At 62.0% G+C, this 20118-nt stretch carries 16 protein-coding genes and 1 pseudogene; 11 read left to right on the plus strand and 6 right to left on the minus strand.

Translation table 11 applies throughout. From position 1 onward, the window contains the following. Positions 1–29 precede the first annotated feature (29 nt). From ACQQ2N_RS17285 to galE, 3 genes are all read left to right on the plus strand, one after another. Positions 30–2423, plus strand: a complete 2394-nt coding sequence (locus ACQQ2N_RS17285; RefSeq protein WP_440222811.1) for a catalase — start codon at positions 30–32, stop codon at positions 2421–2423. A gap of 97 nt (positions 2424–2520) precedes the next feature. Then, complete coding sequence (locus tag ACQQ2N_RS17290; RefSeq protein ID WP_440222812.1) at positions 2521–2706, plus strand: hypothetical protein; 186 nt, start codon at positions 2521–2523, stop codon at positions 2704–2706. Positions 2707–2756: 50 nt separating this feature from the next. After that, entirely contained in the window at positions 2757–3758 is a 1002-nt protein-coding gene (galE, locus tag ACQQ2N_RS17295; RefSeq protein ID WP_440222813.1) for a UDP-glucose 4-epimerase GalE, read from the plus strand. Between the two features lie 60 nt (positions 3759–3818). Here galE and ACQQ2N_RS17300 read toward each other — a convergent pair whose 3' ends face one another. Beyond that, a complete protein-coding gene (locus ACQQ2N_RS17300) occupies positions 3819–4226 on the minus strand; it encodes a fasciclin domain-containing protein (protein WP_440222814.1) in 408 nt (135 codons plus the stop codon). Between the two features lie 1109 nt (positions 4227–5335). Beyond that, positions 5336–5551 (minus strand): hypothetical protein, encoded by a 216-nt coding sequence (locus tag ACQQ2N_RS17305; RefSeq protein WP_440222815.1) that lies wholly within the window; start codon positions 5549–5551, stop codon positions 5336–5338. 183 nt (positions 5552–5734) lie between these two features. Between ACQQ2N_RS17305 and ACQQ2N_RS17310 the strand changes: the two are divergent. Both ACQQ2N_RS17310 and ACQQ2N_RS17315 read left to right on the plus strand, forming a co-directional pair. After that, positions 5735–6655, plus strand: a pseudogene (locus ACQQ2N_RS17310) (integrase core domain-containing protein); the annotation flags it as partial. A 1212-nt stretch (positions 6656–7867) separates the two neighbouring features. After that, a complete protein-coding gene (locus tag ACQQ2N_RS17315) occupies positions 7868–8629 on the plus strand; it encodes an EAL domain-containing protein (RefSeq protein ID WP_440222816.1) in 762 nt (253 codons plus the stop codon). A 109-nt stretch (positions 8630–8738) separates the two neighbouring features. Here the strand turns inward: ACQQ2N_RS17315 and ACQQ2N_RS17320 are convergent, their stop codons facing one another. The 4 genes from ACQQ2N_RS17320 to ACQQ2N_RS17335 form a co-directional block, all read right to left on the minus strand. Further along, on the minus strand, positions 8739–9017 hold the full coding sequence (locus tag ACQQ2N_RS17320) for a hypothetical protein (RefSeq protein ID WP_440222817.1): 279 nt from the start codon (positions 9015–9017) through the stop codon (positions 8739–8741). Positions 9018–9273: 256 nt separating this feature from the next. Beyond that, positions 9274–10698, minus strand: a complete 1425-nt coding sequence (locus ACQQ2N_RS17325; protein WP_440222818.1) for an Ig-like domain-containing protein — start codon at positions 10696–10698, stop codon at positions 9274–9276. A gap of 549 nt (positions 10699–11247) precedes the next feature. Continuing rightward, positions 11248–12324, minus strand: coding sequence for a serine hydrolase domain-containing protein (locus tag ACQQ2N_RS17330; protein ID WP_440222819.1), 1077 nt, complete (start codon positions 12322–12324; stop codon positions 11248–11250). A 423-nt stretch (positions 12325–12747) separates the two neighbouring features. Beyond that, on the minus strand, positions 12748–13173 hold the full coding sequence (locus ACQQ2N_RS17335; protein ID WP_440222820.1) for a CBS domain-containing protein: 426 nt from the start codon (positions 13171–13173) through the stop codon (positions 12748–12750). Positions 13174–13225: 52 nt separating this feature from the next. On the opposite strand from ACQQ2N_RS17335, the gene ACQQ2N_RS17340 reads away from it, so the two are divergent. The 6 genes from ACQQ2N_RS17340 (at position 13226) to ACQQ2N_RS17365 (ending at position 20114) form a co-directional block, all read left to right on the plus strand. Continuing rightward, positions 13226–14065, plus strand: a complete 840-nt coding sequence (locus tag ACQQ2N_RS17340; protein WP_440222821.1) for a transglutaminase-like domain-containing protein — start codon at positions 13226–13228, stop codon at positions 14063–14065. Positions 14066–14238: 173 nt separating this feature from the next. Next, positions 14239–16641 carry a DEAD/DEAH box helicase gene (locus tag ACQQ2N_RS17345; protein ID WP_440222822.1) on the plus strand — a complete coding sequence of 801 codons (2403 nt, stop codon included), beginning with the start codon at positions 14239–14241 and terminating at the stop codon, positions 16639–16641. A 107-nt stretch (positions 16642–16748) separates the two neighbouring features. Then, positions 16749–17465 carry a ribonuclease H-like domain-containing protein gene (locus tag ACQQ2N_RS17350; RefSeq protein ID WP_440222823.1) on the plus strand — a complete coding sequence of 239 codons (717 nt, stop codon included), beginning with the start codon at positions 16749–16751 and terminating at the stop codon, positions 17463–17465. A 122-nt stretch (positions 17466–17587) separates the two neighbouring features. Beyond that, positions 17588–17935 carry a hypothetical protein gene (locus tag ACQQ2N_RS17355; RefSeq protein WP_440222824.1) on the plus strand — a complete coding sequence of 116 codons (348 nt, stop codon included), beginning with the start codon at positions 17588–17590 and terminating at the stop codon, positions 17933–17935. Between the two features lie 839 nt (positions 17936–18774). Then, positions 18775–19791 (plus strand): SDR family oxidoreductase, encoded by a 1017-nt coding sequence (locus ACQQ2N_RS17360; protein WP_440222825.1) that lies wholly within the window; start codon positions 18775–18777, stop codon positions 19789–19791. Beyond that, complete coding sequence (locus ACQQ2N_RS17365) at positions 19788–20114, plus strand: hypothetical protein (RefSeq protein WP_440222826.1); 327 nt, start codon at positions 19788–19790, stop codon at positions 20112–20114. The genes ACQQ2N_RS17360 and ACQQ2N_RS17365 overlap by 4 nt, the downstream gene beginning before the upstream one ends. The last annotated feature ends 4 nt before the right edge of the window (positions 20115–20118 follow it).

Genomic DNA, 20118 nt, shown 5'->3' on the forward strand with positions numbered 1-20118 from the left:
GCCGCGGGTCCCTCCACGAGATCGACACCATGGCCACGAACAAGCGTGTTCCCACGGGCAACGTAGGCGACTCCACCATGACGCCCGCGAAGGTCGCGGCGCGCACGACCGATAGTGCCCCCTCCACCGTCCTTCCCGTGCACGATCAGGCGGTGCAGCGCGCACTGGCCGCGAATGCCTTGGCGGGCGCGATGCCCTTCAACGTAGGTAAGGAAGCCGAGTATCAGGCCGGTGGCGGATCGCAAGCGTCGGAGGGCGCGCATGCGAGGGAAATCCCCGCAGGCGTTTCCGCCAGCACTTTGTCGGAGGGCAACGTCTCCAACAAGACCGGTGACCCGGCGAACGAAGGCGCATGCGACCCGCGCGGAACGCTGGATCGCGTGCGCGAGAACGCAGAAGGCCAGCGCCTCACCACCAACCACGGCGTGCCGATTGCCGACAACCAGCATTCCCTCAAGGCCGGCTTGAGGGGACCCGCGCTACTCAAAGATTTCATCCTTCGCGAGAAGATCACGCATTTCGATCACGAGCGCATTCCCGAGCGCATCGTGCATGCGCGCGGAAGCGCTGCTCACGGATTTTTCGAAGCCTACGAGTCGCTCGGTGCGATCACGCGCGCAGCGCCGTTCCAGGCGGCCGGTAAACGCACGCCTGTGTTCGTACGCTTCTCCACGGTCGCGGGCGAACGGGGCTCCAAGGACACCGCACGGGACGTACGCGGCTTCGCGGTGAAGTTCTACACCGACGAAGGCAACTGGGATCTCGTCGGCAACAACATCCCGGTGTTCTTCATCCAGGATGCGATGAAATTTCCCGACCTCGTGCACGCGGTCAAGCCGGAACCCCACCACGCCATGCCGCAGGCAGCCTCGGCGCACGACACTTTCTGGGATTTCGTGTCGCTCATGCCCGAGTCGACGCACATGCTGCTCTGGCAGATGTCGGACCGTGCCATTCCGCGCAGTTACCGCATGATGCAGGGCTTCGGTGTACACACGTTCCGGTTCGTCAACGAGGCGGGCGAGTCGGTGCTCGTCAAGTTTCACTGGACCCCGAAGCTCGGCACCCATTCGCTGGTATGGGACGAGGCCGTCAAGATCTCGGGTGGCGATCCGGATTTCCATCGCCGTGACCTGTGGGAGGCGATCGAAGGCGGCGAGTATCCCGAATGGGAACTCGCCGTGCAGGTATTCACCGAGTCCCAGGCGGATGCCTTCAGTTTCGACGTCCTCGATGCGACCAAGCTCGTACCCGAAGAACTCGTCCCGCTCAAGGCAATCGGTCGCATGGTGCTCGACCGCAACCCAGATAATTTCTTCGCCGAGACCGAGCAGGTCGCGTTCTGCACCGCCCATGTCATTCCCGGCATCGACTTCACCAACGATCCGTTGCTGGCGGGCCGCATCCACTCGTATACCGACACCCAGATATCGAGGCTGGGTGGACCGAACTTCCATGAGATCCCGATCAACGCCCCCTTGGCGCCGGTACACAACAACCAGCGTGACGGCATGCACAGGCAGACGATCCACCGTGGCAAGGTTTCGTACGAGCCCAACTCGCTGAGCGGCGGGTGCCCCTTCCAGGCCGGACCCGCAGGCTTCGTGTCCTTCCCGGAGCCCGTTGCACAGGACGAACTGCGCGGCAAGCGCGAGAAGTTCGCGGAGCATTTCAACCAGGCCACGTTGTTCTACGAGAGCCAGACGGCGTCGGAGCAGCGTCATATCGTCGCGGCGTTTCGCTTCGAGCTCAGCAAGCTCACGGTTCCTGCGATACGAGAGCGCGTGCTGTCCATGCTCGCCAACGTGTCGGATCAACTGGTGCAGGATGTGGCTGCCGGTCTCGGAATGGACGCACCTACCGCCATGCCGCGTGCACTCGCGTCGCCGCCTAAACCGGAAGTATTGCACTCGCCGGCGCTTTCGCTGACCGCGCGTCCCGGGGACGGCGGCGTCCGTACCCGCAAGGTGGCGATCCTCGTCGCCGCGGGCGTTGACGGAAATGCGGTGTCGGTCGTGCAGACGGCGCTGCTCGAAGCCGGTGCGCTGGGGAGGATCGTCGGGCCTCGGGTCGGACCGGTACGCACCATGAAGCGGGACATGCTCGATGCCGATGCCTCCTTCGAGAACGAAGTGGCCGCGTGCTTCGACGCCCTCGTGCTGCCGGGTGGGCTCGGTGCCATCGAAGCGCTTGCGGCCGACGGCCGGGCACTCGAATACGTCCGCGACCACTATCGCCATGGCAAGACCATTCTCGCTCTCGGCGATGCGACGAGCCTGCTCGAGGCGTGCGGCATCGACGTCTCCGTGCCGGACCCGGGCATCGTCGTGGCGAGCAAGGGCAAGCAGGGCGTCGCCCCCTTCCTCGCGGCACTCTCGCGGCACCGTCACCCCGAACGCGAAACGGATCCGCCGCGCGTCTGATACACGCGGCCTCGCAGGGCTCCGCCGGGATACCCTGCATGGCTTTCTCACTGCAGCCTTTTGCCTCCGAAGCCTGGACATGCGCCGAATCGTGGTCATGGAATACGAAGACGGTTGGGAATTCGTCAAGGCCGATGGCGAAGCCGTGCGTGGGCGCGATGCGCTCGTGATCGCCAATCGAGCGGCCGCCTACGGCGAGTCGCTTCGCGGTGGCGTGCTCGGGTTCATCATCAAATTGCGCGTAGGCATGGTGCTGGTGACTTTGCGAGCGAGAATCTTCTGAACATCGCGACCGACGTCCGAGCGGGACCTGCGTCAGGCGGGCAACTCCCTATGAACGTTCTTCTGACCGGAGGAGCGGGCTACATCGGGAGCCATGCCGTCCGGCACCTGCTTGCAGAAGGGCATCGCGTGGTGATCGTGGACGATCTCCGTCACGGGCATCTGTCATCGTTGAACGCCGCGCGCTCGGCCTCTCCGGAGCGTGCCGTGTGGATCAATGCAGGCGTGGAAGACTACGCTGCGATGCTGGCCGCACTCGTCGACTACGAAGTCGACGCGGTCATGCACTTCGCGGCCTTCATCGAGGTGGGCGAAAGCGTCGCCGATCCATTGCGCTACTACGCGAACAATGTCGGTGGATCGCTGGTTCTGCTCAAAGCCTGCATCGATGCGGGCGTATACCGCCTAGTGTTCTCCTCGACCGCAGCGGTATACGGTGCCCCGACAGAAGTACCCATCACCGAGGATGCCCCGCTCTCGCCGATCAATCCTTACGGACGCTCGAAATGGATGGTCGAGCTCGCACTCGAGGACGCGCGACGCGCGCATGGGCTCGGCTATGCGATCCTGCGCTACTTCAACGTGGCAGGTGCTTCTTCCGACGGCGTCATCGGCGAGCTTCACGATCCGGAAACCCATCTCATTCCGCGCGCCTTGGCGGCCGCGGCCGCTGGGTCGAGTGTCTCCATCTTCGGCGACGACTATCCGACGCAAGACGGCACCTGCGTGCGAGATTTCGTGCATGTCGAGGACCTCGTGGCAGCCCACTCACTGGCCATGCACGCGATCGTTCCAGGCATGGGAAACGCCTACAACTTGGGCAGCGAACGCGGCTTCTCAGTGCGTGAGGTCATCGACGCCTGTGAGGCTGCATGCGGGCACGCCATTCTAAGGAATCCCGAGCCGCGGCGCCCGGGAGATCCGCCAGCGCTGGTCGCCGACAGCAGCCGCATCCGCGAAGCATTGGGATGGATGCCGCGCAATCCCGACCTTGCCACGATCGTTGCACACGCGTGGACTTGGGAGAAGAAGCGGCAGTCTCAATCGCTCTAAGTCGTAGCCAGCACCGCGATAAGACGGCGGTGTGCCTCCACGGCCTCACAACGTGTAGCGTTAGTACTTCTTGCGAGGAATATTGACCTTGTCGACTGCGTGCAGCACACCGTTGGTCGACAACATGTCTTGCGAGGTCACGTTCGCGCCGTCAACGCTCACGTTGCCGCGTTGGTGCACGATCGTAAGGTGCTCTCCGCACAGGGTTCTCGCCTTCTCGCCCTTCCGTAAATCCCACACCGTCCGACGGCCGATAATGATGTGGTAATTGAGGATGGCTGCGAGCTCCTCCCTGTTTTCCGAACGATACATCGTTTCGAGCCATCCTGAAGGCAAGTCTCCAAACGCCTGGTCCGTCGGCATGAAGACAGTGAAAGGCCCCCGGCCGCGGAGCTGACTGAGGAGCCCCGCGTTGCGTGCCGCCACGGCAAACATTCGAAAGGAGCCCTGCGCCTCCGCGGTACCCATGACATCGAGTGTAGGGAGCGTCGTAACGGGAGGCATGTCAGGTCCTAGTAAGAACGCAATCATCGTAAAATGTTAAAGGGGAGAATGCGAGCGGCACATGAAAAGCTCAACCCGTACTGAATCCGTACATTGCACATCCTTCTATCCGCATGCGATCCAAATGTGATGAGCAAAGGATACAGCATGCGAGAACAATGTCGTCATTTTATTTGGTAGCAATATTCTTTCTGACATGTCATATTGTGTGGTGATCATCACGCCATGCAACGGCCTGGAGGCTGGTCAATAATGGAGCTTTTTTATGATAGTTAAACGTGGGCATGACTTCGAAGGGCCTATCCGAAGTGCAATGACCCTGCTGGAGAGGTCGGTAATGGACGATCAGTCTCTACCCGTGATTGCCACACGCTCGGTAGACGGCGCGCGGTTCGACGAGATGGCGGCATCTTTTTTTCGTGGAGACCATGCGGTGGAATCACGCCGCATGACTCGCGATTCAAGATAACTCCTCGTACTAGAGGTACCGATTGGCTAATCTTCGAGCGGTCGGTCTCTCGCGGTCTTAATTCGAAGAGCACAGCGTGAAGCTCGTGGAGCCATCTCTTTCTCGGATTTTTCCTTGAGTCGATGCTCGGATCCAAAGTCGGAATCCGACCAACCAAGCTGAATGTAGCGTGCACGGATCCCACAAACTGCACGCCGCCCCTCTGCCATTCGGTGCCGCGCCTGCCGCTATGCGGGCGCTCCGCACTCTCACGACTCCTCATTCCCGCGGGCGGGTCCCCTCATTCGGGCAATAGGTCAAGTTCGGAGCTTCACGTGTCCAGCTGACCACATCGATAGCGAGAATTGCCCGGCGACCGGGCGCCGAGAACATACCGCCCCCGGCACCCGTCCGATATTTTGCAAAGATGTACAGCAAAACACGGATCTCGACCCATACCCACTCGCCCTCAGATGGCCTAGCCAACATGGCTGGTAACCTCTAGAAAAGCTCGAGAGCCGCATGCATAGGAAGGGACGCAGCTACTTTTCCACGGAAAAGTTGTCAATGGAGGCCGGAAAGATAATCCAAATTGTTTTGGATCGACAATCCGAGATTGTCAGCTTCAACCTCCGCCGCTGCGTTGCTGGTCGGCTTTTTTATCACCGTGTTTCGAAGAACGCTTCGGATCGTCCTTTTGGCCCGCCTTCCCCGCCCCCTTCCCGGAATCGACCGGGACATCCTGGCCGTCCTTGCGTTGCATCGCATTGTTCGGGTCGTTCTGAGTGCGACCAGGATTTTTCGATGCGCCGGAACTGGGGCGTTTATTTTCGTTGTTCACGATGCTTTCCTCTGATCCCGGCAAATTCCGGTCAGTCACTATCGCTCTTCCACTTGTGAACCCACGCTAAGGATAGATGACTCATGCCAACTAACTTGCTATATCGAAATATTTTACCTAAATAAAGGCTTTGCTCTCCTGTTCGAATTGCTCATTGCATGATCTGATGTCGGCGCCATGACGATCAGGGCGCTGTGCAAGAAGCACAACGTCACCGATCAAACGTTCTTTCGCTGGCGCAACAAGCTCGGCGGCTTGGACGCGCCTGATGCCCGTCGGCTCAAGGATCTGGAATCGTAAAACACGCATATGAAACGGATCGTCACCGAACTCATACTGGTGATCGAAGGTATGAAGGAGATCGTCCGAACAAAATGACGACCCCATCGGTGCGTCGCGATGCGGTCCAGACGCTGGTTCGTCGGGGACTTTCCAAATGGAAGGCGTGCCGGTATCTCGGCCTGAGCCGGCGCATGAGCAGGTACGAGCCCTGACAGACCTCCAAGGACCGGGCGTGGCGGAGAAACTGCTGGCAGCGTCGCCGCAGGTCCCTCGCTTCGGCCATCGCCGCATGGCCGCGTGGCTGGATCTGGGCGAGGCTCGCGTGCGTCGGCAATTGCGTGTGCTGGGGTTGAACATCCCGCGCCGATGGTCGACGGCCGCGCCCTGAAGCTTCTGTGCGTGATCGACGAGTACACAGAATGCCTGGCGATCGAGGTCGGTGCGAGCCTCAGGGCGCAGGATGTGGTTCGCGCCTGATGCGGCTTTACGGAAAGCCAGCGTTCGTGCGCTAGGACAACGGCGACGAACTCACCGCGGCGAAGGTCATGCGCTGGATGCGTGACGCCGCTATCGGTCCGGCGCTCATCGCGCCGGGCAGTCCTTGGCAGAACGGTTTCTTCGAGAGCTTCAAGGGCAAGCTGCGCGACGAACTGCTCAACCGCGAATGGTCCGTGCCCCGCGGAAGCGAAGGTGCTGATCGAGCAATGGCGGCAGTTCTACAACGAGAAGCGGCCCCACAGCGCGCATCGCTACAAAACTCCGGCCAGCATCCGCAAGGACTGGCGGGAACCCGCTACCCTACCAACGGAACTCACTACCTGATTGGCTACAAGTTTCGTACGCACGTCAATCAGGACTAGCAGTATTCGCGCCATCACGACGGCGCGTGATGCTCGATTCCGCGTCGTTCGTATGATCCACGGTGACAACTGTCGCTTGATATGATCGGTATCCGACGCTCTCTGCGGCCGCGACTCCCACACCGTGCCGCGTCGGAACGGAGCGAATCGATGCAGTGCGAGATCACGTTGGCCATACGTGGCGCGTCACCCCTGAGTGAGCAGCGTCCCCTGCATCTTCTCCACGCCTCCATGCATGTGACGAAGGTGACGGACACGGTCGTTGTGGATCTGGACCTCTCCTCGTCGCGAGCGTCTCAGGGCAACGGGAGTGGTCCAGCAGGAGCCTCCCCTCATGAGGCGCTCTCCCACGCGGACCGAATCTGCGGTATCGAGTGTACCTTCTCCGCACGCCAACTCGATCCGGATCAGGAGACGGGAGCACAGACCATCGCCTTGCTAAGTGTGGCCGCTTCAGGACTTAGCCGATCAGCACACGCTGTTCGTGTCCGTTTCACCAATGAGGAATGGAGGCTCTACGTCATACGCGATATGCAGTGGGCTCCGGACTGGTTGCTGCTGGAAGTGGATTGCGTCGCTGCAAGATGACGTTGCACCTGCTCGGAGCCACAACACTCGACCATGCTCACGCGTGCGAATCGTGAGGCTCCGATAGCGGGCGGACCTGGGCGAGGCCCCGCCGGGTCCTGGGGGTCATCAAGGTTGCGTGCTCGGACGTGCAGCGCTCCAGTCTCTCGGCAAAACGCTGAAGCTTTTCCACGAGAGCCTGCGAACGTGAAATTCTGCCCCGCACGAACGTGGACTGCCCACACGTTGTGCACATCATGGTGCATCCCGCCGAGGTGATGCGAGCGTGGATGGCCGACCAGAGCTCGCACTTCGAACAGTAGTTCGGAAACACTGCAGCAATCTGGTGGGTGGAATCGTGGTCCATGGAGCCCTCCTTCACCACGCCGCGCTGCCCAATGACAACGTGGCGCCAAAACACATGATCGGTAACAACGATACGCTAGCCACGCTCGATCGGGGATCTTTTCGCGGAAGCGGTGAGGATGGTTCGCGCGCCCTGAAGGGGCCATGATAGTGTGCAAGCAGAACTCGCATGCGGCGATCGAAATGTCGTGGCGTCATGTTTCCGTCGCAGTGGATGTCTCTCTCGTTCGGAAGCGCTGGAATGTCTGGCTGGATTCTACGGGACAAGGACACCGGAACTCCCGGGAGCTCAGGCGTCTCGGAAGGCGACGAGGTGCGACGCATCCTCGGGGCGGGCGCTATACGCGCCGTTTTCCAGCCCATCGTGGATCTCGTGGATGGGCGCCACTTGGGCATGGAGGGACTCAGCCGATTCGACACGGCATGGCCCGAGCCGTTCGGTGGCTGGTTTTCGGCAGCGGTGAGATGCGGGGTATCGCAGGACTTCGAACTGGCGTGCCTCCACACGATCACGCGTGCTCGAGCTTCAGTACGGGGGGTGAACGGTTACACGTCGGTGAACATGTCACCCGATACCCTGATGCGTGTCGATCTGGAAGATCATCTGCCGCGCGAGCACGCCAGCGAGTGGGTGTTGGAGATCACCGAGTACAGCGAAGTGCGCGACTACAAAGCGTTGGCGAGTCGTGTACGCGAACTCCAGCATGCGGGGTGGCGCATAGCGGTAGATGACGTGGGTGCAGGCTACTCCACGATACAACACGTGTTGCGCATCGAACCCAACATCCTGAAGCTCGATAGCTCTCTCACGCGCGATATCGACGCACAGCCGCGGCATCGCGAACTCGTGGCGGCCATCACCCGATTCGCATCCGACACGGGCGTGTCGATCATTGCGGAAGGTATCGAGACCGAGGCCGAGAAGGCTACGTTGATGCAACTGGGCATCCGCATTGGGCAGGGTTTCTTGTCGGGGCGACCCGCCGAACTTGGGTCACTGTGAACGAAGCGCTGGAAGCTTTGGACGTCCGAAGCTAGAGCGAACGGTTGAGCCACAATCCTTCACGCTAGCGGCATTTGAGCGGCACAAATCGTGAAGCCCTAGTGACGCTTCAAGCTTCGATGGGCCGATCGTTTCGCTTGGATTGCCATGCGAGCTTCATCGCGAGAAGCTCGTAACCAGAGCCTGCGAAGAAGTCATGCATGTCGCTCCAGAGCATGAAGCCCATGGTCTCACGTTGCCTGTAGTGTGAAGGCACGACGTCGTGAGCGGTGACGTCGCCAGCTTCTGGTTTGAGCACCCCGAACCAAGCGAAGATCCCGTGCACGCCGCAATCAAAGAGCGTGATCGCGCGGACGCTACCATCATCATCGGACTCCGGTGCGCGCACGTGCGCGACCCTAGTTCGCATCATGATCTTCAGTCCGCCTCGCACGCCTGGGTCGCCATACCTACCCAAGCTTCGACGCCAAGCATCCGACGCAGCAACGTAGAAAGGAGTGCCTCGCCTGAGGGAGTCAGGCGAGGCCGGAAGAGCAGGAACTGGGGGAACTCTTCCGAGCGATCAGGCGATCGGCATCACTCCACCTTCAATCTAAGGCCATCCCTTCGGGCTCGCAAGATGGAACAAGGACGCCGCCCTCTCGTCAGGGGAGCGACGCGGGACGAACACAAGGTCCATCGAAGCCATGGGCGTGCAAGGGATCGCCGAGTCCGAGGTTGCGTAGATTGAACTCGAACGACGGAAGCAGGGTGTGGCGCACACCGGCTGTAACGACGTAACTGCCCTGGATGCTGTTGGCTCGCGCCTCGGCCCATGCAAAGCCGTCGCCATCGGTGACTGCCTCGAGGGAGACACCGCTCGAGATGTCATTCGAAAGGATGGCCGATGGTCCGGTCAGCGGTGCCAAGAAGTCCACCACGATGCCGGGAAGCGGCAGGCCCTCTGCGTCGCTTACGTGTACCAGAAGAACGCAGGAGAACAGACCATTGACCTCACCGAGCAAGCGCGGCTCACCTGTGACGATCGTGATGTCGTCCGGCAGGATGTTGCGCACCTGAAACGCTTGAGAGGGTACGCCCGGCACACTGGCCACAATCGAGTAGCTGCCGAGTTCCGCATTGGCTACTGCGGTTGCTGTTGCAGTCCCGTTCGTGTCTGTTGTCACCGGATTGGGCGCTATGACGGCACTCGCACCTGTGATAGGTGCAGTGAAAGTGACGTTGACGCCGGGTATGGGATCGCCCAGGGCGTCGACCACGGTCACAGAGATCTCGGGCGTAACCGGTGACTCTGGGAACGCGGTGTAAGGGCCAGGGTTGCCGGGGACGAGTCCCGCCGGCGTCTGCGTGAGGAGTTGAGACGCGAGTGCCACGTCGTCGAACGTGATCGATGACAGCAGGTTCGCGGAAAGTACTCCGCCCGGTTCGGCGAAGAGATGGATGAAGACGTTCCCGCTAACGCTCGCATTCGTCTCGTGCGTGAGCGTGATGCGATAGCGCGTGCCGCTCAACAGCGTGAGCGTGACGGGAGCGCCGGTGGCGGACGAGGCGACGCGGGAGGCCACCGTGTTGGACGTGGCCAACGCAACACCCACGTTACCCGAGGTCAGAACCCCTGCGCCCAACAGCACATTCGCATCCACGTCGACCGAAACTGTATAGCGGCGGTTGCCGATCCACGCGGCCCCGGTGTCCAGGTGGAAGCGCCCACTGTTGTTGAGAATGCCGGCGACGTTGATGCTGAGCAGTCCGTCGATGCGCGCTGCGCCTGCACCGATCGTCAACGTGGGCGGAAGAAGAAGTCCCGCAACGGCCACCGAGGTTCCCGACCAGGGACCACTTCCGATGGGTGCAGTGCCTGCCGTGTTGATCGTTCCATTGTTGGCAGGGTTGGAGAAGTCCCCGTTGGGTACAACGATGGGAGCCGCAACGGCGGTCAGTACCCAGCCCGCGAGCAGCAGACTTGCAAAGCAACTCAACCACCTGAGAGCCGCGCGTGTCCCTGTGACGGTGTCCGAAACGTTTGATGCGCCTGATAGAAAAGACATAGCGACGATTCCTTCCGACATGCAATCCCCACGTGCCGTGAGGGGACCTGTGGTACCTGTCAGGGGCAGGTCGAACGACTCAGCTGGCGCGAGCTCCGGCGGAACGTTCTGGCACAAGCCATACAAGCACTAAAAATGCTATGTGTACAAGTGGAAAAAATTCTTTATAGTTGAGATCAACCGTTCAAAATGCCGACGATTAGGGTTCGCGGCGTGAGCAATGCCACGCTTGCCGCGAGAATGATGATCGATCAACAGACGGGGGTGATCAATTCATTTGTAAGAATGAACTGTGCGACATTTTTCGGTTGAAAGAGCTAGGTGCTCGTTCAGGAAAGCTGTTCCTCTAGGACGCGCCACCTTCTGCATGCTCGCCAGCGGACTGCTGCTCGTGACCCAGTTGAGCTTCGCGCGGCCTTCCGACGGGCGCGATCGACTTCGGCGTGACTAATCTCCGCGCCGAAGCCCCCGCGCATCTGCGTATCGAAGCGCCGGCCAACCCGGTTTCGTAGCCATTCGGAGCGCCAGACCAAGCGCGAGGAGCGAGAGACCTTGGCGACGCTCGGGTGACTATCGCAGGTCGGGAAACACGACGTCGTCGCCGTAGACGATGCTCACAATGGTTTCCAGGAACACATCGGCTGGGATGCGCTCGCCATTGGTCGCGTATGAGATCGACACCTCATCCTCCAGGTTGTAGATCAACCGGGCGTGGGAGCCGAGTACGTCACCACCATGTCCAAGGAAGCGGCGTTCCCCATACCTGAACTCCGCCAAGCCTTTTCCCCAGCCGCCCTTCCCGGGAACCGGCTTCATCTCCTCCACGGTGTCCCTGCGAAGCAGCCTGTACCGGAACAACGCGGACATCAGCGCATTCAGATCCCGCGTCGTGCTGGCGATGTCACCGACTCCGATCACGTTCGCGTAGTCGACATCCTTGATCGCCTTCCACTGCCCTGCGAACACATGCGATCCGAGTGTACGGTTGGGGTTCGACAGCGTCGACGCGAAGTTCTTCAGACCCAGCGGGCCGGCGATGTCCTGTGCCACGATCTGATGATAGTCACGCCCGTCCGTCCGTTCGATGATCGTCGTGAGCAGAAAGTAGGCGGAGTTGGAGTAGGCAACGCGATCGCCAGGTTCGAAAGCAACGCCCTGCCTCCTGATCTCTCCGAGGATCTGCGCCCGACTCAGCGCGTCCACCACCCAGACAGCGCCATCCCTTATCGCGAAATTGCCGAGTCCGCTCGAGTGCTCAAGCAGGTTCGCGATCGTGATGGTCCTCGCGGACGGCATGTCTGGATGGAAGTCCGACAAGGGCTGATCAAGACGCAGGCGCCCGGCCTCGATCAGCCTGAAGGCCAGGATCGCCGTCACCATCTTCGTGACCGACGCGATCTGGTACTTGCTGGTCGCGTCAGGGACGGCGCCATGCAGGTTTTTCTGCCCGAAGCTCCTGGCGTAGATCTCCTCGTCGCCCCTGAAGATCGACAGACTGCCAGCGCCACCGTTGCCGGTCTCGACATGATCGAGGAAGTCATCCAGCCTCTGAAGATGATCCGCGCGCGACGTCGCCGGGGCCGCACTCACCGCATGTGACAGCGCGGCGGCCAGAAGAATAAGCACCATCGCGATCCGTCTCGTCATGTGGCTCGTCTGTATCCAAGGTTGATGCAGCTGTGCCGCGAGATGCTTCCCCGGCGTCAGCAGTGGCAGGAACGAACAAATCGCTGCCCATTCTCCCGCAAGCCATCGTCAGGCACCCCATGCCGGAAGCACGGGTACCCGTCGCTACACGGATGCGCATTCCGGGGCATGCGCGGAATGTTCGGCACCGTAGTCAGCAGGCCCGGTGATCACGAGTGCCGTCAAATGCTTGCTCACGGCGGCCGCTCAAGCGCAGTCGGCGCGACTCGCCTCGTGAACGCTGTGCACCCGTTGCCACCTAACACGGGTGCCGAGCGCGTGGGGCCTACCCCAACCTGGATTGCTCGCGCTTCATTCTCTACTACGACAAGGAGACTTTGCCAAACGGCTGATCACCAGGCATCAAACTGTCGTACGTTCTAGTCAATGAGGCGTGGCGATAGACTCGAGGAACTCGCGCTTCGCTTCTCCATCGCGGGTCTGGGTCAAGTTGGCAAGTGACACCATCCCTATCAGGCGCTCCTTTCGATCGAGAACGGGAAGCCTCCTGACCTCAAGACTCGCCATGGTGCGAGCAACGCTTTCAGCGTCCTCATCGTCGTAGCAGAACTTCACGTCGGCCGACATGAATCGATCAACGCTGCCGTCGGTCTTCCCGTCCGCGACTTCACGGATGACCACGTTCGACGTCGTGACCGGCGAGGAAAGCGTGCTCTGGTGGGCAACGGCGTTCGATGTGGAGCTAGCGACGAGTTGATGTGTAGCCGCGGTCACCAGTCTGGATGCCTCGAAAACGCGCGTCACGCTGAACCAAACTCTTGGGGCGTCGACGTCGACCTTAGGGGTCATTCCGCCGTCAGGTTCAAGCGTGCAGGCTTCGCCGCCCTGACGGAGAACTCGCATGCGCTACGAGGTCGGTTGTTCGCTGAGCTACATTATTGAGCAACCGTCTGTAGCGGTGTTCAACATACGGCCTTCCGTCACGCCCCAGCAGTGGATCGAGCATGAGTCGCTCGAGCTTCCCACGAACGCTGCCGTGCAGTTGCTCACCGACCCTACGAACGGAACACGGTGGGACCGTACGATCCTCCAGCCTGGTCCGCTTCGAGTCGAATATCGCGCGAGCGTGAACCTCTGGCCTCAGGAGCACGACCCTGCGCTCGTCAGGGAAACGCCGCTGCAGGAGCTTCCGGTCGATGTCCTGCCCTACCTGTTGCCGAGTCGCTACTGCGAGGCTGATCGACTGGCGACGTTCGCGCGCAAGACCTTCGGCGCGTTCACCGGCCATACGCGCGTCACGGCCATCGCCAACTGGATCTACGATCACATCGAGTACCAGGGCGGCACGAGCACCACGCATACGACGGCCGTCGACACCTTGGCCGACCGCCAGGGTGTATGTCGCGACTTCGCGCATGTGGGGATCACGTTCTGCCGTTCGCTCGGGATCCCGGCACGCTTCGTGAGCGTATACGCGCTCGGACTTGAGCCTCCCGATTTCCACGCCGTGTTCGAGGCCTACCTCGATGGCCAGTGGTACCTGTTCGATCCCACGCGAAAGGCCGATCTGGCGGGATTCGTCAGAGTGGCGACGGGTCGGGACGCGGCGGATGCAGCCTTCGCTACGTTCTGGAACGGACGCGTGGTGCCCGAAGACATGTCCGTCTGGATCAGGCCGACGAAGGACGTCGACATCGACAGACCTCGCACGGTCGAGGCCGTCACCATCGGCATGGTGTGACGCATACGCCTCGTTGACGACGACGGGCTGATGGACGTACATTCGTACGCATACAGCCCGACCGCCATCACCTGCCACGCCCGGCGTCGTCTCGGAAGGCGATCCGTCGCCCGCTGATCTCATGCATTGAGATCGAGGCTTCGTAGAAGACGCGGCTCCCCCATGGAGCTGCCATGAGCATCGCTTCCGCGTTTGATCGTCCTGCGTTGCCCGCACCAGCATCCGATGGTGGCAGCTTTGCCTTACGTCTCGCGTCGAAGTACGACGGCCTGATCACCGGCCACTTCGTGCAGCCCGGCCGGCCCGGATCGTTCGCACCCCTCCCCGACGGCCTCCCCGATCGCTTGGCTCAGGCGTTGCGATCGCGCGGCATCGAGCAGCTCTACGCACACCAGGCCGAAGCGTGGACGGCGATCTCACGCGGCGGCCATGTCGTGTTGGCCACGCCGACAGCGTCGGGAAAGTCACTCTGCTACACCTTGCCCGTCGTCAGTGGCGTGATGACCCAGCGCACGAAGGCGCTGTACCTGTTCCCCACGAAAGCGCTCTCGCAGGATCAGGTCGCCGAGCTGCTCGACCTCAATCGCGCAGGTGATCTGGGCCTCAAGCCCGCCACGTTCGATGGCGACACGCCGGGAGACCAGCGCCAGGCCATCCGGCTCAACGGCGACATCGTCGTCTCGAATCCGGACATGCTGCATCAGGGCATCCTTCCGCATCACACCAAGTGGGCTCAGTTCTTCGAAGGCCTGCGCTACGTCGTCATCGACGAGATCCACACCTACCGCGGTGTATTCGGCTCACACCTCGCCAACGTCATCCGCCGCCTCAAGCGCGTGTGCGCGTTCTACGGCTCGAATCCGCAGTTCATCCTCTGCTCCGCGACGATCGGCAACGCGAAGGACCACGCCGAGGCTCTACTCGGTGATGAGGTCCACGCCATCACCGAATCGGGTGCGCCTACGGGTGACAAGCACGTCCTCCTCTGGAACCCGCCGATCGTCAATCCGGATCTTGGGCTCAGGGCCTCTGCGCGATCGCAGTCGAAACGCATCGCGCGCTCAGCCGTGAGGGCTGGCCTCAAGACGCTGGTGTTTGCCCAGTCGCGCACAATGGTCGAAGTGCTGACGAAGTACTTGAAAGACGTGTTCGACCACGACCCGCGCAAACCGCCTCGCGTGCGCGCCTATCGCGGAGGCTACCTTCCCACCGAGCGGCGCGATGCCGAGAAGGCCATGCGTGCAGGCCACATCGACTGCATCATCTCCACGTCCGCGCTCGAGCTCGGCGTGGATATCGGCAGCCTCGATCTGGTCGTGCTCAACGGCTACCCTGGTTCGATCGCCTCGACCTGGCAGCGCTTCGGCCGAGCGGGTCGCCGGCAGCAAGCGTCGTTGGGGGTGATGGTCGCGAGCTCCGACCCGTTGGACCAGTACGTCGTGCGGCACCCCGAGTTCTTCAGCGCGGCGCCGCCCGAACACGCCCGCATTGCGGCCGATCAGCCCGTGATCCTGCTCGATCACATCCGGTGCGCGGCCTTCGAGCTTCCCTTCACGAAGGGCGAGCGCTTCGGTCCCGTGGAGCCTGAGGTCTACCTGCAGCTCCTCGCCGAGGATGGCGTTGTTCACGCCGAAGGTGATCGCTGGGAATGGATCGCCGACAGCTACCCCGCCAATGCGGTGTCGCTGCGATCGGTGGCCGATGGCAACTTTGTTGTCGTGGACCGCACCGATGGACGCCAGGTCATCATCGCAGAGGTCGACTACTCGTCGGCGCCGTTGATGCTCTACGAGGGTGCGATCCACATGGTGCAGTCCGTGCCCTACCAGGTCGAGCGCCTCGACTGGGAGGGACGCAAGGCCTACGTCACGCGGACGCACGTGGACTACTACACCGATGCGATCGACTACACCCGCCTGAAGGTGCTGGAGCGATTCGACGGTGGCATCGCCGGCGCCGGCACGTGTCATCACGGTGAGGTGCACGTCGTCCGACGCGTCGCGGGCTACAAGAAGATCCGCTACTACACCCACGAGAACATCGGCTACGGACCGGTCACGCTGCCCGATCAGGAGATGCATACCTCGTCGGTCTGGTGGCAGCTTCCGCAGCACGAGCTCGAGCGCCTCTTTACGTCGCGCCAGGAGATGCTCGATGCATTCCTCGGCGCCGCGGCCGCGCTGCACCTCGTGGCCAAGGTTGCCGTGATGGCCGACGCTTCTGACCTCCAGAAGGCCGTGGGCAGCGGCGACGGCGCGTGGTTCGCGAGCGGCGATGGTCGTGGCCGCGGAACGCTGCGGTCGACGGACGGAAGCGTCTCCAATCCTGATCGGCACGACACCTTCGTACCGACCGTGTACCTCTACGACAACTTCCCGGGCGGTATCGGCCAGAGCGAGCCGCTGTGGCATCGCCAGCGCGACATGGTCACACATGCTCGCGAGCTGGTAGACCGCTGCGCGTGCAAGGCGGGCTGTCCCGCGTGCGTGGGCCCGGTGCTGGCCGTCCAGGAGACGAGTGACGTCACGCCCAAGGCGTTGGCGCTGCGTGTGCTCGAGGCGCTGTCCGCTGCATGAGCATGACGCTTGCGAGACTTCAGCAGCTCAAGCGGCAGGCGGGAGGCGCACGCACGCCTGCTCCGAGTGCACCTGCCGCCGTACCGACTGTGGATAGGTTGCGCAGCATGCTGCGCCTTCACGACCGGCGTGTTGCTCCCAACACGTCGTTGGATCGATCGTTGCCTGGAACGCTGATTGCGCCCGGCCTGCACTACGCCGAAGAGTTCTTGCCTGAGGCAGTGCTTCCCGACTCCTTCGACGGCGCGTTCGATCGTGGCGACGCGATCCGTTCCGAGGACCTGCTGTTCTTCGACACGGAGACCACGGGGCTTGCCGGCGGGACCGGCACGCGCGCCTTCATGGTCGGGGTCGCGGACTGGCATCAGCGTTCGCTCCGCATCCGGCAGCTGACCATCGCGACCATGTCGGCAGAATCCGCGATGCTCGATGCGTTGGCGTCGTGGGTCCAACCGTCCTCGATCCTCTGCAGCTACAACGGCAAGTGCTACGACGCGCCGTTGCTCGCCACGCGCTATCGGCTCGCGCGGCGCCAGCATCCACTCGCCGGTCTGAGACATGTCGACTTGTTGTATCCGACGCGACGCCGCTACCGCGGCGCGTTCGAGAACTGCCGGCTCGCGACGATCGAGCGCGAGGTCCTGCGCGTTGTGCGCGAGGACGATCTGCCAGGATCGGAAGCGCCCGCGGCGTGGCTTGGCTTTCTGCGAGGCGGAAGCTCTTGCTTGCTCAAGCGCGTCCAGGCTCACAACCGACAAGACGTCATCACGTTGGCCGGGTTGTTCCGGCACCTCTCCGAACTGGGTGTGGTCGTGCGGGCTTGAAGACTGCGTGCGCGGATGACCGCTTCTAGGGAACTGCGACGCGCGTCACGCGCCTTTCTCTGCAGATAACGTTTCGTTACCGCGATCACCGTAGGCTGTTCAGCTCCGAAAGGAGGTGCACCATGCAGAACGGCCCGATTGCTCACGTGTCTGACCGAGAGCGCTTGAGCGATGGCACGCGTTACGCCGTGACGGTGCACTTCCGTGGGGACTTCGGGATGATGGTGTGGGCTGGCCGACTGGATGCTTCAGCCGCTGACTCGGACTCGGACGCCATCTCGCCACGCGACTACGTCGAACGGCAGTCCGTAAATTTCATGACGTGGGCTGACGCGCTCGAGTACTTCGACCGCGCACCCTTCCGTCGTCTTCTCGAGGAAATTGCGCGTACCACCACGCAACTCGCCAAGCCTGCCGATCACCGTCGAACATCGACCTCGAAATCCAATGGTGCCGAGCCTCGGCTGTAGGCGACGCGCAGAACTACGCCCGCTCAAGTCGGAGCAGGTGGTTCGATGTCGAAGGCCGTGTCCCACCAGAGCACCGATGCAGCCTCAGGCACGGCGTCCAGTGTGAACGTGTCGATCAAGCTGCCCCGCAAGAAACGTGCAACACCGGAATGCCCTTCTACGGAGTAGTAGACGAGCTGACCCTCACGGGGCTTCACGTCGCGAAGGTCGTGTCGTGATCGCATGAGAACCCCTGCTTCGAATGCTCCCGTCAGCGTCGCATCGCCCCAGCGGCGGCTCGCGGCTCGTTGCGGGTGGTAGAGGTGCGCCCTCGCACCGAGATGAGAGCTTCCCGATGGCGGGGGAAAGTCACGGCGACGAGGGCGTGCGCGGAGTCTGTCATGCACGTGTCCGCGCTTCCTAGAGCCCTCGAATCGGACGCTTCCCTAGTGTTCACGTTGTCGATACTGGGCGCCCGCGCGTGAGTTGGCGGAGCCATCAGGCGATGACTCGAAGGTCTTCGCTTCGCCTCAGATCCTGATGTCTGGCTGTACGGCGAAGGGCGCATAGCACCCTCGATGGATCACGTTCACGGCGCGAGGCGCACAAGAGACATTCTTCCGCGCTTGGATGGATGCCATGAGCAGTTCGACAACACCGACCTGTGCCCACTCCTCTTGCTCGTGCCCCGTGAGTGCGAAGGGCGACTTCTGTAGCGAGCATTGCCGCAAGCACGACGGCCACGACGGTCCTTGCGAATGCGGCCACTCGCATTGCACGGAGCATGCGGCATCGTTCTGATGGCCGCTGCATCGACACGTGGTGCTGCTACAGCAATGCGCCGACACGAAGGAAATGCGATGAGCACACGATCGAAGAAGCCGGCGCGCGACCCGAACAACGCGGCCGACGTCTCAGCCGGCAAGGCCGCGGCAAAGCATCAGCGCGCCATCCAGAAGAAAGCGATGGCCAGCAACGCCAAGCGCTCGAAGCCTGATCCGAAGCCCGTGCAGGCCGGTACGAGAAAGCAACCTGCCACCCCGCTACCCAAGCAGCACTTGGCCAAGCCAGGGAACGAGCGAGATCTGGAGGTTGCGCCCCGATTTGAAGCGCCGGACTACCGCGGCAGCGGAAAGCTCGAGGGTCGCGTCGCGATCATCACCGGAGGCGACTCCGGAATCGGTCGTGCCGTGGCCGTCCTCTTCGCACGTGAAGGTGCCGACGTCGCCATCGTGCATCTTGATGAAGAGAAGGATGCTCGCGACACCGTGAGAGCTATTGAGGCCGAAGGCGCTCGTGCACTGGCCATCGCGGGCGACGTCAAGGATTCGGCTTTCTGCGAACGCGTCGTTGCCCAAGTCGTGAAGACGTGGGGCCATCTCGATGTCCTGGTCAACAACGCCGCCTTTCAGCAGCACTGCAAGGCCATCGAAGATCTCAGTGACGATCATCTGCAAGAGACCTTGCAGACGAACATTGCCGGCTACTTCCACATGGCGCGTGCGGCGGTACCCCACATGAAGCAGGGAAGCTCGATCATCAACACCGGCTCGGAGACGGGCATCATCGGAAGTCCGGCCTTGCTCGACTACTCGGCAACCAAGGGCGCCATACACGCCTTCACGCAGTCGCTTGCGAGCCACCTGCTTCCTCGAGGCATCCGCGTGAACGCTGTCGCTCCGGGTCCCGTGTGGACACCCCTGAATCCTGCAGATCGAGAGGCTGACGACGTATCGACGTTCGGCAAGGACAGCGACATGGGGCGGCCCGCGCAGCCCGAGGAAATATCGCCGGCCTACGTCTTCCTCGCTTCGCCCGTCTGCTCGAGTTACGTGAACGGCGTGATCCTTCCCGTCATGGGAGGGCCCCGCGGATGAGCGCGATCTCGGCTCGAATCTTCGACGACAGAATCACGATTACCCGATGCGGTGACGTGGCGGGTGGCCACTGGGAAGTCCTCGCCGTGTTACGGCGTGATGGCTTGCTACGCGCCACCCATCTCCACGCATGGCATGGATTCTCCACGTCACCGTTTCGCCTCGAACCTGGTGCTGAGCTCTTCGAGAACGAACTCGCCTTGCAGCACGCGATGGCACAAGCGGCGGAGTCGTTCTTCGAGGATCTTCGGCAACGAACTGCGCGGCACGTCGAGACATCCATCCTGACCGTCAGGCATGGCCAGCACGCCGTCTGCGTATAGGAAG

It is taken from the genome of Dokdonella aquatica (assembly GCF_051987395.1).
Classification (GTDB): domain Bacteria; phylum Pseudomonadota; class Gammaproteobacteria; order Xanthomonadales; family Rhodanobacteraceae; genus Dokdonella.

Bases quoted from the DNA above. Each gene is read 5' to 3' on its own strand.
- ACQQ2N_RS17285 (WP_440222811.1), top strand. From the start codon at position 30: ATGGCCACGAACAAGCGTGTTCCCACGGGCAACGTAGGCGACTCCACC.
- ACQQ2N_RS17290 (WP_440222812.1), top strand. From the start codon at position 2,521: ATGGAATACGAAGACGGTTGGGAATTCGTCAAGGCCGATGGCGAAGCC.
- galE (WP_440222813.1), top strand. From the start codon at position 2,757: ATGAACGTTCTTCTGACCGGAGGAGCGGGCTACATCGGGAGCCATGCC.
- ACQQ2N_RS17300 (WP_440222814.1), bottom strand. From the start codon at position 4,226: ATGGGTACCGCGGAGGCGCAGGGCTCCTTTCGAATGTTTGCCGTGGCG.
- ACQQ2N_RS17315 (WP_440222816.1), top strand. From the start codon at position 7,868: ATGTCTGGCTGGATTCTACGGGACAAGGACACCGGAACTCCCGGGAGC.
- ACQQ2N_RS17325 (WP_440222818.1), bottom strand. From the start codon at position 10,698: ATGTCGGAAGGAATCGTCGCTATGTCTTTTCTATCAGGCGCATCAAAC.
- ACQQ2N_RS17330 (WP_440222819.1), bottom strand. From the start codon at position 12,324: ATGACGAGACGGATCGCGATGGTGCTTATTCTTCTGGCCGCCGCGCTG.
- ACQQ2N_RS17335 (WP_440222820.1), bottom strand. From the start codon at position 13,173: ATGACCCCTAAGGTCGACGTCGACGCCCCAAGAGTTTGGTTCAGCGTG.
- ACQQ2N_RS17340 (WP_440222821.1), top strand. From the start codon at position 13,226: ATGCGCTACGAGGTCGGTTGTTCGCTGAGCTACATTATTGAGCAACCG.
- ACQQ2N_RS17345 (WP_440222822.1), top strand. From the start codon at position 14,239: ATGAGCATCGCTTCCGCGTTTGATCGTCCTGCGTTGCCCGCACCAGCA.
- ACQQ2N_RS17350 (WP_440222823.1), top strand. From the start codon at position 16,749: ATGCTGCGCCTTCACGACCGGCGTGTTGCTCCCAACACGTCGTTGGAT.
- ACQQ2N_RS17355 (WP_440222824.1), top strand. From the start codon at position 17,588: ATGCAGAACGGCCCGATTGCTCACGTGTCTGACCGAGAGCGCTTGAGC.
- ACQQ2N_RS17360 (WP_440222825.1), top strand. From the start codon at position 18,775: ATGAGCACACGATCGAAGAAGCCGGCGCGCGACCCGAACAACGCGGCC.
- ACQQ2N_RS17365 (WP_440222826.1), top strand. From the start codon at position 19,788: ATGAGCGCGATCTCGGCTCGAATCTTCGACGACAGAATCACGATTACC.